Source organism: Dyadobacter sp. SG02, assembly GCF_900109045.1.
GTDB lineage: Bacteria > Bacteroidota > Bacteroidia > Cytophagales > Spirosomataceae > Dyadobacter.
The window spans coordinates 87,287-104,374 of record NZ_FNYL01000014.1; the positions used below are offsets into that span (position 1 = coordinate 87,287).

10 protein-coding genes are annotated in these 17,088 nt (G+C 51.6%); 7 read left to right on the plus strand and 3 right to left on the minus strand.

Annotation, left to right across the window (positions count from 1 at the left end):
• The first annotated feature begins 31 nt into the window (after window positions 1-31).
• The 3 genes from BMW93_RS27470 to BMW93_RS27480 are packed head-to-tail and all read left to right on the plus strand — an operon-like array spanning window position 32 to window position 5,558.
• Window positions 32-1,399 carry a TolC family protein gene (locus BMW93_RS27470; RefSeq protein WP_229240865.1) on the plus strand — a complete coding sequence of 456 codons (1,368 nt, stop codon included), beginning with the start codon at window positions 32-34 and terminating at the stop codon, window positions 1,397-1,399.
• A 7-nt stretch (window positions 1,400-1,406) separates the two neighbouring features.
• On the plus strand, window positions 1,407-2,450 hold the full coding sequence (locus BMW93_RS27475) for an efflux RND transporter periplasmic adaptor subunit (protein WP_090384031.1): 1,044 nt from the start codon (window positions 1,407-1,409) through the stop codon (window positions 2,448-2,450).
• A gap of 21 nt (window positions 2,451-2,471) precedes the next feature.
• Window positions 2,472-5,558: an efflux RND transporter permease subunit gene (locus tag BMW93_RS27480; protein ID WP_090384035.1), complete on the plus strand. Its 3,087-nt coding sequence runs from the start codon at window positions 2,472-2,474 to the stop codon at window positions 5,556-5,558.
• 103 nt (window positions 5,559-5,661) lie between these two features.
• Here BMW93_RS27480 and BMW93_RS27485 read toward each other — a convergent pair whose 3' ends face one another.
• The 3 genes from BMW93_RS27485 to BMW93_RS27495 form a co-directional block, all read right to left on the minus strand.
• Window positions 5,662-6,042, minus strand: coding sequence for a hypothetical protein (locus BMW93_RS27485; protein ID WP_143061738.1), 381 nt, complete (start codon window positions 6,040-6,042; stop codon window positions 5,662-5,664).
• Between the two features lie 167 nt (window positions 6,043-6,209).
• Window positions 6,210-6,983: a LytTR family DNA-binding domain-containing protein gene (locus BMW93_RS27490; RefSeq protein ID WP_090384040.1), complete on the minus strand. Its 774-nt coding sequence runs from the start codon at window positions 6,981-6,983 to the stop codon at window positions 6,210-6,212.
• Window positions 6,984-7,037: 54 nt separating this feature from the next.
• Window positions 7,038-8,183 carry a sensor histidine kinase gene (locus BMW93_RS27495; RefSeq protein ID WP_229240867.1) on the minus strand — a complete coding sequence of 382 codons (1,146 nt, stop codon included), beginning with the start codon at window positions 8,181-8,183 and terminating at the stop codon, window positions 7,038-7,040.
• A gap of 620 nt (window positions 8,184-8,803) precedes the next feature.
• Here BMW93_RS27495 and BMW93_RS27500 point away from each other — a divergent pair.
• The 4 genes from BMW93_RS27500 to BMW93_RS27515 are packed head-to-tail and all read left to right on the plus strand — an operon-like array spanning window position 8,804 to window position 15,915.
• Window positions 8,804-11,938, plus strand: a complete 3,135-nt coding sequence (locus BMW93_RS27500; protein ID WP_090384042.1) for a SusC/RagA family TonB-linked outer membrane protein — start codon at window positions 8,804-8,806, stop codon at window positions 11,936-11,938.
• A gap of 11 nt (window positions 11,939-11,949) precedes the next feature.
• Window positions 11,950-13,491: a SusD/RagB family nutrient-binding outer membrane lipoprotein gene (locus BMW93_RS27505; protein WP_090384045.1), complete on the plus strand. Its 1,542-nt coding sequence runs from the start codon at window positions 11,950-11,952 to the stop codon at window positions 13,489-13,491.
• A 34-nt stretch (window positions 13,492-13,525) separates the two neighbouring features.
• The gene (locus BMW93_RS27510) at window positions 13,526-14,884 is read left to right on the plus strand and encodes an enolase C-terminal domain-like protein (protein WP_090384047.1); all 1,359 of its coding nucleotides are present in this window, start codon (window positions 13,526-13,528) and stop codon (window positions 14,882-14,884) included.
• Entirely contained in the window at window positions 14,881-15,915 is a 1,035-nt protein-coding gene (locus tag BMW93_RS27515) for a LacI family DNA-binding transcriptional regulator (protein ID WP_090384050.1), read from the plus strand. The genes BMW93_RS27510 and BMW93_RS27515 overlap by 4 nt, the downstream gene beginning before the upstream one ends.
• Window positions 15,916-17,088 lie beyond the last annotated feature (1,173 nt).

Below are 17,088 nucleotides of genomic sequence, written 5' to 3' on the forward strand. Positions count from 1 at the left end.
AACACTGTTTATAAACTAAACATTACTTAAAATGATGCGATTATTGAAACCCATGCCCCGGCATTGGCAGTACCTTCTTGTGCCTTTGCTGAGCCTTTTCGCACCCGTTCGAGGGCAGGATGCGCATTTGCAAGGTTACATCGACCACGGCTTACGGAACAATCAAGGCCTTAAACAACAGCGCTTTATCCTCGAAAGGAACCTGTTTGCGTTGAAAGAAGCGAGGACATTCTTTTATCCCGAAGTCAATTTCAGTACTTCTTATCTCGACTCGCGCGGCGGACGAAAGATCAGCATTCCGATCGGCGATTTGCTGAACCCGGTGTATAACTCGCTCAATGAACTGACCAACTCGTCGGCCTTTCCGAAAGTGGAAAATGTGAGCCAGACGTTCAATCCACGCAACTATTACGACGCCAAGTTCCGGACTTCGCTGCCGCTTTACAATGCGGAAATCGCTTACAATACGAAGATCCGCAAGGAACAAATCCATTTACAGCAAGCGGAGGTTGACGTTTACAGGCGAGAGTTAGTGAAGGAAATCAAGCTGGCCTACTACGCTTGCCAGCAATCCGACGAGGCGATCCGCATTCTGGAAAGCGCCGTTTCGCTGGCAAAAGATAACCTGCGGTTCAACCAGGCATTGGTGAAGAACGACAAGGCGATCCGTACCGTGGTGAGCCGCTCGGAAAACGAGCTGATAGGGCTGGAAGCGAGGCTGGTCGATGCACGGAACCAGTCGATCAATGCGAAGGCTTACTTTAACTTTTTGTTGAATAATCCGCTGGAAACGAGCCTGGAAGTCGGTGCGCCGACGGAATCGGAAGTGCTGACGGACACGGCCGCTGCGGGTAGGAGAGAGGAACTGGCGAAACTGGAATCGCTTTCGAAAATCAATACATTATCCGGTCAGCTGGCCCGCGCTGGCGCATTGCCGAAGCTTTCTACATTCATCGACCTCGGTTCGCAGGGTGATTTTGTGAATTTTAACAGGGATACCCGCTATTACCTTTTCGGTGTGACGCTCGACTGGCGTGTTTTCGCCAACAATCGTACGCAATACAAAGTGAAACAGGCCGAATTGGAACAGAAGGCGACGGGCGAGCAGATTAGTCAGGTAGAACAACAGCTTCAACTACAAAATAAAACCGCAGCCAACACCTTTCAATCGGCGGTGCTGACTTACCGGGCTACGAAAAGCCAGACTGCATTGTCGCAGCAATATTACCAGGACCAGCAGAAACTCTATCGCGAAGGCCAGTTGCTCTATATCGAACTGCTCGATGCCCAGAACCGGCTCATCAACGACCAGTTGCAACAAAGTATATCCTATTTGAATGTCCAGACCCGCGCCGCAGAACTGGAACGGGCCCGGGCGAGCTACCTATTCTCAAACTAAAAATGATATGAAAGCTACAACACATCCACTCATATACGCCTGCGTGTTCGCGACCGCGCTCCTGACCGCCGCGTGCAAGGAAGAAAAGAAACCGGAAAAGACCGACGACACGATCCCGGTAAAAGTCATCAGCTCCGCCGCATTGACGCAGGCCCAGGCTGTGGAAACATCGGGTTTGCTCGGTTCTGAAAATGAGGCAAGATTGTCATTCAAGATCGGCGGCATTGTCAGGGATATTCTCGTAAAAGAAGGCGACAAAGTACGCAAAGGCCAGCTTTTGGCGACGCTGAATACCACCGAAATAGCTGCACAAATGGCCCAGGCGGAGGAAAACTTCCTGAAAGCGCAACGCGATGCCCGTCGTGTCCAGAACCTGTACCGCGATAGCGTAGCCACGAAAGAGCAGTTGGAAAACACCCAGACAGCATTGATACTCGCTGAAAAACAGGTGGATATCGTCAGATTTAATTTATCTCAAACCAAAATATTCTCGACTGCCGACGGCGTCGTGATGCAGAAATTGCAGAATGCCGGCGAGCAAGTGCAGGGCGGAGCGCCCGTGCTCCACATCAGCAGCACCAGCAGCAGCGACTGGGTCGTAAAATGCGGCCTTACCGACAAGGACTGGGCAAGGCTGAAAGGCGGCGAGAAAGCGGAAATCAACTTCGACGCCTATCCACAGACGTTTACAGGCAATGTAAAAACCCTCGCACAGGTGAGCGACCCGGTTTCCGGACTTTACCAGGCCGAAATCACACTCGATAAACCCGCTACCAAGCTCGCCAGCGGCCTTTTTGCCAAAGTGCACATTTATCCGAAAGAAAAGACCAGCATGGTTTCGATCCCCGTCGACGCATTGATCGAAGGCGAGAACGACAGTGCATTCGTGTTCGTGGCGGATGGGAACAAGGCGCAAAAGAAGCGCGTGAAGATCGCGTTTCTCGATGGAGATAAGGCATTCATCCTCGCGGGGATAGACGCAGGCGCGCGTGTCATACGCGAGGGTTCGGCTTACCTGGCCGAAGGATCGGTGATTAAAGTCGTTCAGTAACCCATTTTAACCGAAAAGACCATGAAATTACCTGAATTCGCAGTCAAGAATTACCAGTTTACGCTGGTGATATTTCTGGGCGTGCTGGCGCTGGGGCTGTACTCGCTTTTCACCATGCCCCGCAGTGAGGACCCCGATATTCACCCGCCGCAGTTTACCGTGGTGGTGGTGTACCCAGGTGCCAATCCGAAAGATATGGAGCAGCTGGTGGTGGACCCCATGGAGAAGAAAATCAACGAACTCGACGATATGAAGCACGTGATCACCGATATCCGCGACGGTCTCGCGGTCATGCAGGTGATTTACAAATACAGCTCCAATCCGGACGATAAATACCAGGAAATAGTCCGGGAGATCAACGCATTGCGGTCGCAACTCCCGGCCGACATTGCCGACATCCGGATCAACAAGCAGATCCCATCTGACGTAAGCATTTACCAATACGCGCTCATCAGCGAAAACGCGACTTACACGCAGTTGAAGAAGTATTCGAAGGATTTTAAAGAGCGGCTGGAAAAGATCAAAACCCTTAAAAAAGTAGAATACTCGGGCATTCCCGAGCCTCAGGTGAAAGTGAGTCTGAATTTGCAAAAAATCGCGCAGCAGAAACTCACCCAGGACCAGATCGTGGGCGCATTGCAGAGCGAGGGCGTGAATATCCCCGGCGGGAGCATCAGCATGGCTACCAAAAAGCTGAATATTAAAACCAGCGGCAGCTACCGCACGCTCGATGAAGTGGCGAATACCGTCGTGTCACGGTCGAATGGCAAGATCGTATATCTCAAAGACGTGGCCGACGTCAAAATGGGTTACGAGGACGAAACGCACATTACCCGCCTGAACGGCTTCCGGTGCAGCTTTGTGAATGTGAGCCAAAAAGAAGGCGAAAACATTATTGCCGTCCGCGACCAGGTGGAACCGGTTGTCGCGGCGTTTCAAAAAGATTTGCCTTCGAATATCGAAATGATCAAAGTCTTCGATCAGGCGAGTAGCGTGGATACCCGCTTGTCGCATTTCGCCCGGGATTTTGGAATAGCCATATTGCTGGTACTGCTCACATTGCTGCCGCTGGGTACGCGGGCGTCGCTCGTGGTAATGATTTCCATCCCGCTTTCGCTGGCGATCGGGCTTACGATAATGAACTTGCTCGGGTACAATATCAACCAGCTCAGCATTGTTGGGATGATCGTGGCGCTGGGTATCCTGGTGGATGACAGTATCGTGGTCGTCGAGAATATCGAGCGGTACTTGCGGATGGGCTATGGCAAGATCGAGGCGGCCATTAAGGCATCGTCGCAGATCGGATTGGCGGTTGTGGGGTGTACGATCTTGCTGATCTTCGCATTCCTTCCGCTCGTATTCCTGCCCGAGGGTGCGGGCGACTTTATCCGCAGCTTGCCGATGTCGGTAATTACGACGGTATTTGCCTCCATGCTCGTTTCGCTCACCGTGGTGCCGTTCCTGTCGAGCGTGATATTGAAACCTCATGCTTCGGAAGACGGAAACTGGTTGTTACGCGGTATGAAAAAAGGTATTCACAAAACTTACGGCAGCGTGCTCGACCGCGCATTGCATTGGCCTAAGACCACATTGGCGATCGCCGGTATGATATTCGTCGGCTCGCTGGCATTGGTACCGCTCATCGGCAACAGCCTTTTTCCGAAATCGGAGAAGCCGATGTTCCTGATCGACATTGAAACACCGCAGGGTACCAACCTCAAAAAGACCAACGAGGTTGCGCGGTATGTGGAGGGTATTCTGAAACAGGAACCGCTCATTACTTCCTTTTCGACCAATGTAGGCAAGGGTAACCCGCGGGTCTATTATAATGTAGTGCAACGGAATGAGAGCGAAAATTTTGCCGAGATTTTCGTGCAGGTGGAAGGACTTGAAACAGAAGAAAAGGTGGAGGTGATCGAAAAGTTGCGCAAAAAACTGGAACGTTACCCGGGTGCTGAGATCAAAGTAAAGGATTTCGAACAGGGACCATTGATCGAAGCACCGCTGGCTTACCGCATTTATGGCGAAAACCTGGAAGATCTTCGCAAAACCGCTTTCGGGGTCGCCGATTTGCTTACCAAAACAGAAGGTACCATTTATGTGAACAACCCGTTGCTGGTACAGCCGACCGATTTACGCATCAACATCAATAAGCAGAAAGCCGGAACGCTGGGCATTTCCTCGGCCGACATCGACCGTACGGTGCGGCTGGGGGCTGCCGGGCTCAATGTGGCCACCTTCCGCGAGGATGTGGGCAAGGCCGATAGCTACAATATCAATGTATCGGTGCCGCGTCATGCAGCTATTCAGGATTACAGTGTTTTTGATAAACTGTATGTCACCTCCGCTACGGGTGCGAGCATTCCGTTGAAAAATATTGCGACCATTGAAATGGAGAGTTCGCCGAACCAGATCCGGCATTACGACAAGGACCGCTATGTGACCGTGTCCGCATTCACGAAGCCGGGCTATAATGTTCAGAAAATGAACGAGGACATTACCGCGAAGCTTAACCGGTTTAAATTCGAAAAAGATCAGCATTTCACGGTGGCCGGAGAAAAAGAAAGCCAGGAAGAAAGTTTCGGCGGACTGGGACTCATTATTTTGATCACCGTATTCGGTTTCCTCGGTGTATTGATACTGGAATTCAAAACCTTCAAAAGCATTCTCATTGTACTCTCGGTCATTCCGCTGGGTATCGTGGGGGGGCTCGCAATGCTTTTCCTCACAGGCGAAACGCTCTCATTCACGGCCACGATCGGTTTCATCGCATTGGTGGGTATTGAAGTGAAAAATTCGCTTTTGGTGGTTGATTTTACGAACCAGCTTCGCGAACAAGGGAAGGGCATCGAAGAAGCCATTATCGAAGCCGGCGAAATCCGTTTTGTACCGATATTGCTCACCTCGATGACGGCGATCGGCGGATTGCTGCCGCTGGTGATCGAATATAGCGCGCTGTATTCGCCGCTGGCACTGGTGCTGATCGGCGGGCTGATCAGCTCCACATTACTATCGCGCCTGGTGACGCCGGTGATGTACAAGCTGTTACCGCCGAAAGTGGAGCAACGGCAGGTGGTCGAAGAAGCCGAGCTGGAAGTAGTTTATTGATAATTTGCGGAAAACAGGCGTATTGTTACGCAGAAGCGGCCCGGCGGCCCGGCGACCGGCGACCCGGCGGCCGGCGACCCGGGCCGCTTCTGCGTGACAGCACTCACAAATTGACGAGCACCCGCTTGCCGGAATTGTTTCGGTTGACACCCGAGCGCGTTACCTTATTGAGTGCCCGGCCAATACCTTTTGTGAAGCCTTCCCCGATTTCCGCATAGGCCAGGTCCGTGTTTTCGACGATCAGTTTATGCGCGAATTCGTCGTAGCTCCATTTCATATTGACCATTTTCCCGTCGTTGGTGGAGGTTTTTGCCGTGGTGGCGTCGGCATTGGGATGGGTGGCCGCGCTTACGCCGGTGTGCAATTTCCAGAGGATGATGGCGGCCACGACGGCCGCGACGAAAATGGCTTGTCGTTGCCCCTTGTGATTTTGGAGCCGGGCGAATACCGCTGAGGTTGCGTTGGTGGTAGATTTTAAGAGCATGGCTAACGGATTTAAATGCAATTGAATGTTTGCACCCGCGCAGGGGCGGAAGCTATTTTGTCTGACAAATTTGTACCGTAAATCGTTGAAATGGGTACGGAAAATGTCTGACATGGACTTTTTATTATTTAAAGCGTGCATTTCAAAAGGTGAACCGTATCCGGTGGTTACCCCATTTTGGTGACAAACGCCTTGATATTGTCGCGGTAACCACGGGTCCATTTCACTTTTTCACCGGTGGATAAATGAATGATGTACTCGCCATTGAAATAGGTTTCGAGCTCGGAAATGAAATTCATGTTCACGATGTTCGAACGGCCCACGCGGATCATCACCGACGGGTCTAGACGGCTTTCGAGGCTGCTCAGGCTTTCGTACACCGTGTAAACCTTCTTTTGCGCGGTATAAACGGATATGTAGTTGCCGTCCGCCGAGAAATGCGTGATATCGTCCGTTTTGACCAGGTACATTTTCCCCGCTTCCTTCACCAGCAGTCGTTGTAAATAATTTTCCTCCTTTTCCTTCTGGTCGCGCAAGAGGCTGTTGACCAGCTCTTCGATCCGCGGCTGCGACTTCTGGCTAAGCCGTTCCTTCAATCGTCCGAGCGATTGGTGGAATCGGATCTCGTCGAATGGTTTGAGCAAATAATCGATCGCATTCACCTCGAATGCCCGCAATGCGTACTGATCGAATGCGGTCGTAAAGACGACGAATGGCTGGTGATGCGGCCACACTTCGCGCAGTACCTCGAAACCGTCGAGTTCCGGCATTTGGATGTCGAGAAAAATCACATCGGGCCGGTGCTGCAATATTTTTACCACCGCCTCGGAGCCATTGGCGGCTTCGTCGGTGATTTCAATAGAATGGTCATGCTGTACAAATGTCCTGATTACGTCCCTGGCCAGCACTTCATCATCGATGATCAGGCAGCGGTGTTTCATGGTTTTTCGGGGTTATTGGTGTTTGTTGGGTTGATGGTCCATCGTCCATTTCTTCTATCGCCCGTCAAAATGCAGCGTTACGGACGTACCGCCGGAACCCGGTTGCTCAAATTCGAGCCGGGCGTTGGTTCCGTACGCCTGTTGCAGCCGCAGCGACGTATTTTGCAATCCCAGCCCCATACCTTTCGAAGCTTTCCGTGACGCAGCGCCGAGGCCGTTGTCGAAAACCGTCACCTGCATGCCCGTCGCGCTCACGGTGCTCGTGATGCGTATGAGCGCGTTGGTGGTCATATCGGAAATGCCGTGGGTAATGGAGTTTTCGACGATCGGTTGCAGGATGAGCTGGGGAACCGGGTAAAGTTCCGAGGCCGGATCGATGTGGTATTCGACTTTCAAACGGTCCTGGAAACGGATTTGTTGGATGTCGAGGTATTGCCGGGTAAGTTTGAGCTCTTCTTGTAAGGGAATGAAATCGGCCGACTGGTTCACAAGCACCGCCCGCAACAGGTCGCTGAGGGTCGTAATCATCAGCGTCGCTTTCCGGATGTCGTTTTTGACCATCAGACTCACGACACTGTGCAGCGTATTGAAAAGAAAATGCGGGTTGAGTTGCATTTTGAGCGATTGCAGCTGTGCGTTTGCAAGTTGTCCGCGAAGTTGCTCGTTGTTCAGCTCGGTTTCGAAATGCTGCTGTTTGAGTTCCTGATAACGGTAAATGTAGGATACTTTATTAAAACCCACCACCAGCAGCAGATATTGACCAAAACTGGCAGTATAGGCAATGAAAAAGGAGAACAGGTAGTTTTCCAACGGCACGGATTTGCCTACTGCGCGGTACATCAGCGGATTGGTAATATAATAGTGTAATATATTAATGAAAATGTTCAGAAAAGTGACGATCGCCAGGTGCACGAGGATCGGTTTGAGAATCGAACTCTGCCGGACCTTGAACGCGATCGGGACCTTGATAGATGCGTACAATACCAGCGGACTGGTAGACCACCAGAAGAGGCCGTCGAGCAACCACACGAACATCTCGTGCGGCTGCATTACCACTCCTTCTTTCAAAAGCCACAGCATCATAAGCTGACCGAACGTTATTACCGCGAAAATGCTCCAATAGCAGAAGGAATACCACCAGAACTGCCTGACCGTGAGCGGCAGCCCGGATTGTTCCAGCATACGTTTGATAAATGTCATGACAGGATGGATGATCGGAAACCATAAGGAGGATTTCAGGCCAAATCTAACGTCCAAAAACGATGAAGTAACTCATTATTTACGCAAACCGGGCGAACCATTATTTGAAATACAGCCTGGCCCTTCAATGCGTTAAAACCACTCAAAAGATGATATGTGTTTATTTTTAGAAAAAATGTAAAAATATTTGCTTCTAAATTTTGTTGTTTAATCGATTAAATCTACATTTGGTCACAATATTTCCTTGCTGATTTCCTCCTCCGGCCCGATAAAGTCCCGGTAAGCCGTTTTTAAGTACCCGATACCATCACAGAGCAACCTGACTAAGACATTTCAATGCAACATTTAGCTTTGATAGAATGCTTAATCGTTTAAATTAAAAATAGATAATTAAACATAGCCGGTATTCGGTGCCGCCAGGACATTTACCGCTTCCGACGTTGACCGTTGGATAGCGGAGCAGGGTTTTTGTGGCTGCGTATATGTATAATCGTTCGGCCTCTGAGGCCGTGCACAGTGTTTTTTTGCCCTTATTATTCTTCGCCCTCGTGTCCGTAAGCGATTACGGTTATTGTGTACGTTTTGCATTGCCCTATTCACCCTGACCCAATTAAGAAGTGATGAAGAAATGTTTTACGATCATCGTGCTGCTCGCCATGCTTTGCGGTAGCGCGGTTTTTGCCCAGACCGGCCGAATCAGCGGCACCGTTACCGGCGAAAATAAGGAACCATTACCCGGCGTAAATATCCTGATCAGCGGCTCCTCGCAAGGTACCGTTACCGACTCGGAAGGTAAATATGCCCTCGACGCCCCGGCCAATGCGACGCTTGTTTTCTCTTTTATAGGTTATGTGAGCCAGACTATCGCGGCAGGCGCGCGGTCGGCGATCGATGTGCAGCTGACGCAAGAATCGAAGAACCTGACGGAGGTGGTGGTAACGGCCCTGGGTATCAAACGCGAGGCCAAAACACTGGGCTATGCCACGGCGACGGTCAATGCAGACCAGATTTCTACCAACCGTACGCCCAACGTTGTCAGCTCTTTACAGGGTAAAATGGCGGGTGTGAATATCTCGTCGTTATCGACAGGCCCCGGTGGAACGGCGAAGATCCGTATCCGCGGGCAGTCGTCGTTTGCAGGCCAGAACAACCCGCTCATTGTCGTGAACGGTGTACCGATCGATAATTCCAATTTCGCCGGTGGCGGCGATTATGCGCAACGTTCGGCCAACAATTCCGATGGCGGCGATGGTTTGTCGAGCATCAACCCGGACGATATCGAGTCGATGACCGTGCTCAAAGGCGCCACGGCCGCGGCACTTTACGGCTCGCGTGCGAAGGACGGCGTGGTGATGATCACCACCAAAACCCGCGGGACCGGCAAAGGCATCGGCCTGGATTACAATATCAACTTTACGACCGATACGCCGCTGGATTTCACTGATTTTCAATACGAATACGGCCAGGGCGAGGGTGGCAAACGGCCCACGTCAGCCAATCCGACATCGGGTGTGTGGAGCTTCGGGGAGAAGTTCGAGCCCGGCATGACGCAAACGCTTTTCGACAATGAAATCTGGCCCTACGAGCCTGTCCGCGGGCGCGTGAAGCAATTTTACCGCACCGGAACGAATATGACCAACACCATTACCGTATCCAATAATGGCCCGAATGGTGGTTTCAGCTTGTCGCTGGCCAACAGCGATAACCGCGGGATCGTCGAGAATAACAAATTCAACCGGAAAGTAGTGAACCTGGGTTTTACACAGAATATTTCGAAACGGCTGACGGCTTTTGGTAATGTCAATTATTCGAAAGAAAAGAATACCAATCCGCCGCAGATCGATGCCCAGGATTTTGCAACTTCTACGGTGATTTTTACGCTTGCCAATTCCATGCCTTTCGACGCATTGAAACAAAACCAGACCATGCCGAACGGCGACGAGTTTGTGTTCTCGCGGTTTTTGGTGAGAAATAATCCTTACTATTCGCTCAGTCACCATTTCGAGAACATTTCCCGCGACCGCCTTTTTGGGAATGTGGCATTGAAATACCAGTTTACCGACTGGCTCTATCTGCAAGTTCGCGCCGCGCAGGACTTCTACGTGCGCAACCAGGATTATAACATACCGAACGGCTACGCACCCATCGCCAAAGCGCCGACGGGTTACGTAAATGGCTCATTTACACAAGACATTCGCCGCAATACCGAGCGTAACCTGGACTTTATTCTGGGAGGTAATCACAATTTCGGCAACATCGGCCTGGACGTGACCCTCGGTGGCAACCAGCGCTACGCCCGGATGGATTACAACAGTGTGACTGTGCAGGACTTCATTCAGCCCGACCTTTACACGGTTATGAACGGACGTGTTAAAAACCCGCTTTACCAGCTTTCGGAGAAGAAAATCAACTCCCTTTACGGCGCGGCGACTATTTCGTGGAAAGAATTCCTTTACTTGAACGTAACCGCCCGAAACGACTGGTTCTCAACGCTCGCACCGCAGAACCGCAGCATCCTTTATCCATCGGTAACGGGTAGCTTCATCTTCTCGCAAGCCTTCCCGAACCTGCCGTCCTGGATCACCTTCGGCAAGTTGCGTGCGGCCTACGCGCAGGTCGGTTCCGACAATGTGAACCCGTATTCGAATGCATTGTATTACGCGGTGGATAACAACTCGTTCCCTAACCCGACGGGCCAGCTGGTGCCGGTGGGTGGTATCAATGCGTCGACGGTGCCTAACAAGAATTTACGCCCGTTGCGTATTAAGGAAGCCGAGGCCGGTCTGGAAATGAAGTTGTTCAACAATCTGCTCGGTTTTGATTTAACATACTATCACAAAACGACTGATGATCAGATCCTTGCGGCGCAGATTTCCGACGCGTCTTCCTACACCGCGCAGTTGATCAACGTCGGCCGCAGCATGAACCAGGGGATCGAGCTGTTGCTCACCGGCTCACCCGTGAAAACGAAAGATTTTACCTGGGATGTGAGTTTCAACGTGTCCTATAACACTTCGAAAGTGCTGAAACTCGGTCTGGCTGAGAAAGATACGGTGATTACCGTAGGCGGCGGCGGTGGCCGGACGCTCAATATGGTGGTCGGCAAGCCGTTGGGCCAGCTCTACACGTTCATGTACGCGCGGGATGCGCAGGGACGGCAGGTGTTCGATAAAAACAGTGGTATGCCTTTGAGAAACAATACTTTAAGGAACGTAGGCAATGCATTGCCCAGGTATTTTGGGGGTATTACCAATACTTTCAATTACAAAGGCATTATGCTCTCGGCGCTGGTGGATTTCAAACTCGGGCATAAGATGATTACCGGACGGAATATCAACTATTTGCGCCACGGATTGTCGAAACGCACATTACCCGGCCGGGCCGAAGGCTTTGTGATCGGAAATGGGGTGAACCCGGATGGCGAGGTGAATCAGACGAAGGCTGCGGTGCAGCCCTTCTACGAGTCGGTCAACCCACTGGGAGTCAATGAAGATTTTGTTCAGAATGCGGGTTTCTGGAAGTTGCGCCAGCTTACGTTGGGATACGACCTGGGCAAATTGCTGCCTGAAAAGTCGTTCGTGAAAGGCCTGCGCCTGAGCGCGGTCGCGAACAACGTGCTCGTGATCAAGAAATGGACGGAGAATATGGACCCGGAAGAGGTGCTCAACTCGTCGGATAATGCCACAGGCCTCGATTTCTGGCCCGGCCTGCCGCCGACCCGCAGCATTGGTTTCAACCTCAATGTTAAATTCTAAACGTCGATCCCATGAAAGCTACATTCAAATATATACTCGCGCTTTTCCTGTCGCTGACGTTCATCACGGCCTGTGACGAAGGATTCGACGAGATCAATACCAACAAAGTCGATCCGACTTCGCTGGCGCCTTCGCTGATCCTGAACAAGGCGATCATAGCAACTACCTACCTGGACGGCGTGTCGACGCTCGGTATGCTTTGCTACAACTTCGGCATTGTTCAACAGGTGATTACGCCTTACGGAAGTTCATTGTCGGGCGGTAACTACAACCAGCTGAACAACGCCAACTCGCCGCTGGTATGGGTTAATTTTTACAGGAATGTGATCAAACAGCTGGTGGCCGTTACCGAGCAAACGAAGGATGATCCTTTAAGTAAAAACATTTACCACGCGGCCCGCATCTGGAAAGCCTACGCATTCATGATATTGACCGATACGTACGGCGATGTACCTTATTTCGATGCTGGAAAAGGCTATATCAGCGAGGAAATCCGCCCGAAATACGACCCGCAGGAGGCTATTTACAAGGATATTCTCAAAGAACTGGAAGAGGCATCCGCGGCGTTGGACGCGGCCCAACCGGCTGTAACGACCGATATTCTCTACGGTGGCGACGTGGCCCGCTGGAAAAAGCTCGGCTATTCGCTCATGTTGCGTGCCGGGATGCGGCTTACCAAGGTGGATGCGACGACGGCCAAATCCTATGTCGCAAAAGCAGTAGCGGGAGGCGTTTTCGCAAGTAATGCGGATAATTCGGTCATTCGCCACACTTCGCTTTATAATAATTTCATTGCCAATCACTTAGCGGCTCGCGAGAAGACCAACTTCTACCTGGCAGCCCCATTTGTGAATTACCTCAAAGACAACAACGACCCCCGCTTACCTGTGTTCGCGGTTCGGTATGTGGGCGCGAAGGGTGGTCCGGAACAATCGGGCGATCGCGCCTCATCCGATCCGAAAGTGCAGATCGGGATGCCGATGGGTTATAATGACGTGACCATCAACAGTGTATTGGCCGAAAACGGGGTCGTGAGCCTCTGGGATTTTACGCAGATCAACCTGACGACGGTTTTGAAGCTCGACGCGCCGGAATTCCACATCACCTACGCGCAGGTGCAGCTCCTGCTCGCGGAGGCGGCCGTACGCGGCTGGGTGACGGGCGAAGCGGCCGATTATTATGCCAAAGGTATCCGGGCCAATCTCGAACAAATGTCGCTGTATGATCCGAAGGCGACCATAAAAGAGGATGCGATTCTCGCGTACCTGAAAGTGCACCCGCTCGAAACGGCCAAAGCATTGGAGCAGATCAATACCCAATACTGGGTAGCGACGTTCCTGGACGGCAACGAGTCCTGGGCCAATTTCCGCAGAAGCGGTTTCCCGGCATTGAAAAAGAACCCTTATCCCGGCTCGGAGATCAAGGAAGATTTCATCCGCCGCATGCCTTACCCGGATAGCGAGATCGTCGTGAACTTGCAGAATGTGAACGACGCCAATACGCGCCAGGGTCCTAACGACCTGAATACGAGGATTTGGTGGGATAAAAAGTAATATCAGCAATTCTTAAACCTTTAACCTGAAAGAAATGAAAGAGACCGGAATGAATCGTCGCGACACGATGAAAGCATTGGGACTGGGTGGTTCCGCGGGAATCCTGGGGCTGTTCGGAGGTATTCCCGCGGCCCGCGCGGCCCGTGCCGACTATGAAACGCCGCAGTATGCCAAAGCCATGAAGCCGCTGACGATCAAAAGCGTTCGCGCGATTGCCACGGCGCCGCAGGGCTCCAACCTGATTGTGGTGAAAGTGGAAACCTCCGAGCCGGGATTGTACGGCCTCGGTTGCGCGACATTCACGCAGCGGGCGGAAGTGGTGCTGGTGGCGATCAATACCTATCTCAACGAGTTTTGCGTCGGAAGGGACGTCGATAATATCGAGGATATGTGGCACGCCGCCTATGTGAGTTCCTACTGGCGCAACGGCCCGGTATTGAACAATGCATTGAGCGGGCTCGACCAGGCGCTTTGGGATATCAAAGGTAAGCGGGCAGGAATGCCGTTGTACCAGCTGTTGGGCGGCAAAGTGCGGTTCGCGGTGCCGTGTTACACGCACGCGAACGGGCGCACACCCGAGGAAACCGTGGAGAGCGTGAAGAAGATCCAGGAGCAGGGTTACCGCTACATCCGCATTCAGCAGGGCGGTTACGGGGCTGTTGGCAGCACTACCAAAAAGCCGGATTTCAAAGAAGCGGGCTTCGGCGGGGCTACGGACAACTATATGGACGAAAATGCCTACCTGAAAGCCATTCCGATCCTCTTCGAAACCGTGCGCAAGCAATGCGGCGAGGAGGTGGAACTGCTGCATGATATTCACGAACGCGTGCAGCCGATGAACGCGATCAATATGATTAAAAAGCTCGAAGAATTCCGTCCGTTCTTCATCGAAGACCCGTTTTCTCCCGAGAATATGAAGTGGTTCAAACTGTTACGCCAGAGTACGACAGTGCCGCTGGCGATGGGCGAGCTTTTTAATAATATCAATGAGTTTTTGGAACCGATGGCTAACCAGTGGTTCGACTACATCCGCATTCACGTGTCGCAGATCGGGGGCGTTACACCGGCCATGAAAGTGGCGCGGTTGGGGGAATGGTTCAATGTCAAAACAGCCTGGCACGGCCCCGGCGACGTGTCGCCCGTCGGCCATTCGGCACATGCGCACATCGACCTGGCCGTCTGGAACTTCGGTATCCAGGAGGCGGTGCAGTTCAACGACAAGACGTTGGAAGTATTCTCGGGGTGCCCGACGATGAAAAATGGCTATATGTCGGTGAACGAAGTGCCGGGTATAGGCGTGGACATTGACGAAAAAGCCGCCGCCAAATTCCCGATCAGCACAAAATCGAACTGGCAAGTAAGAAAATTCGACGGTACGCTTATACGTCCATGAAAAAAGCATCGCTCAAAGATATTGCACAGCAAGCGGGCGTCTCCACGGCCCTGGTTTCCTACGTCCTCAACGGCAAAGAAAAGGAAACCAGGGTGGGGGAGGCCATTGCGCAGAAAATCAGGCTGATAGCCAAGGAATTGAACTATCAGCCCAATCACCTGGCCAAGAGCCTCAGAAGCGGCAAGACGCATACGATAGGCCTGATCATCGCCGATATTTCCAACCCGTTTTTCGCCAACATCGCGCGTGTGGTGGAAGATGAAGCCAAAAAGAACGGCTACACGGTCATTATCGGCAGCTGCGACGAGCACGCCGAGAAATCGTGGGATTTGCTGAATGTGCTGATCAACCGCCAGGTCGACGGCTTCATCATCGTGTCCTGCGAAGGCTCCGAAAACCAGGTGCATTATCTCAAAGAGCGGAACATTCCATTCGTATTGCTCGACCGCCATTTTCCTGAAATCCAGACCGATTTTGTAGCGACCAACAATTACAAAGCCTCTTACGACGCCGGTATTCACCTCATCAAAAGCGGCTATTCGAAGATCGGTATCATGGCCTACAAATCGAATATGTACCACATGGAAGAACGTGTACGCGGGTACAAGCACGCCTTGCGCGATAACCACATCGAGTTCCACGATGCATGGCTGAAAGAAGTGCATTTCGAAACGATGGATAGCGAGGTAAGGACGGCCATCGACGAGATACTGGCCTCCGAACAGCGCTTGGACGCAATGATTTTCGCGACCTACGGTTTGGCTATCAATGCATTAAAATACATCAACGAGCTGCGTCTCAAAGTACCGTCCGACATGGCAATCGTCAGTTTCGGCCAGGCGGAGGTTTTCGACCTCTACTATTGCCCGATCACCTACGTGCGGCAACCTTTGGAAATGCTCGGCAAAACGTCCGTCGAATTTTTATTGAAAAAACTGAAAAACCCTGAGGAAGGCATGAAGCAAATACTGATGGAAGCCAAGCTCATCGCCCGCGAGTCGTCAAAGGCGAAAGCGGTGGCGGCGGGTTAGGTGTTGTCGGAAGTGGTCAGGTGTTGTCAGGTGTGGTCAGGTGTTGTCAGGTGTTGTCAAGTATTGTCAGGTGTGGTGGATGTGGTTAGGTATTGTCAAGTGTTGTCAAGTGTTGTCAGGTGTGGTCAAGTGTTGTCAGGTTTCGTGCTTTTTGGGTAATGGGTCGGATGTAATTGGCGAGGCGGACGATACCAAGGAGACTCCTCCGGAGTCGACGAAAATGGGATATTGTTTGTGTTTCTATAAACAGAATGCCCCGCTGGGGCAACGGGAACGGTGGTACCCAAGCGGGTAATTGACGTTACTAGGGCCCGCTCCGGAGGAGCACCCTGTTTATAGAAATGAATATCGAATACGTAATCCCGGCTCCGGAAGAGCACCCTGTTTATAGAAGGGAATATTGAATACATCATCCCGGCTCCGGAGGAGCACCCTGTTTATAGAAATGAGTATCGAATACATCATCCCGGCTCCGGAGGAGCACCCTGTTTATAGAAATGAATATCGAATACATGATCACGGCTCCGGAGGAGCACCTTGTTTATAGAAAGGAATGTCGAATACGTCATCCCGGCTCCGGAGGAGCACCCTGTTTATAGAAATGAGTATCGAATACATCATCCCGGCTCCGGAGGAGCACCCTGTTTATAGAAATGAATATCGAATACATCATCCCGGCTCCGGAGGAGCGCCCTGTTTATAGAAACGAATATCGAATACGTCATCCCGGCTCCGGAGGAGCACCCTGTTTTTAGAAATGAATATCGAATACGTCATCCCGGCTCCGGCGGAGCACCCTGTTCATAGAAACGAATATCGAATACGTCATCCCGGCTCCGGCGGAGCACCCTGTTTATAGAAATGAGTATCGAATACGTCATCCCGGCTCTGGAGGAGCCTCCTGTTTTTAGAAATGAATGTCGAATAAGTCATCCCGGCTCCGGAGGAGCATCCTGTTTATAGAAATGAATATCGAATACATCATCCCGGCTTCGGCGGAGCACCCTGTTTATAGAAATGAATATCGAATACGTAATCCCGGCTCGGGAAGAGCCTCCTTTTTATAAAATGTACAACACTAAACGCGCTTAAAAAACAATAACCTGTAATACATAACCACAAACCCCCAATAGCTGACCACACCTGACAACACTTAACCACACCCGACTACAC

Coding starts and splice junctions, on each gene's coding strand:
- BMW93_RS27480 (WP_090384035.1), top strand. CDS start 2,472: ATGAAATTACCTGAATTCGCAGTCAAGAATTACCAGTTTACGCTGGTG.
- BMW93_RS27490 (WP_090384040.1), bottom strand. CDS start 6,983: ATGAAACACCGCTGCCTGATCATCGATGATGAAGTGCTGGCCAGGGAC.
- BMW93_RS27500 (WP_090384042.1), top strand. CDS start 8,804: ATGAAGAAATGTTTTACGATCATCGTGCTGCTCGCCATGCTTTGCGGT.
- BMW93_RS27485 (WP_143061738.1), bottom strand. CDS start 6,042: ATGCTCTTAAAATCTACCACCAACGCAACCTCAGCGGTATTCGCCCGG.
- BMW93_RS27510 (WP_090384047.1), top strand. CDS start 13,526: ATGAAAGAGACCGGAATGAATCGTCGCGACACGATGAAAGCATTGGGA.
- BMW93_RS27515 (WP_090384050.1), top strand. CDS start 14,881: ATGAAAAAAGCATCGCTCAAAGATATTGCACAGCAAGCGGGCGTCTCC.
- BMW93_RS27475 (WP_090384031.1), top strand. CDS start 1,407: ATGAAAGCTACAACACATCCACTCATATACGCCTGCGTGTTCGCGACC.
- BMW93_RS27495 (WP_229240867.1), bottom strand. CDS start 8,183: ATGACATTTATCAAACGTATGCTGGAACAATCCGGGCTGCCGCTCACG.
- BMW93_RS27505 (WP_090384045.1), top strand. CDS start 11,950: ATGAAAGCTACATTCAAATATATACTCGCGCTTTTCCTGTCGCTGACG.
- BMW93_RS27470 (WP_229240865.1), top strand. CDS start 32: ATGATGCGATTATTGAAACCCATGCCCCGGCATTGGCAGTACCTTCTT.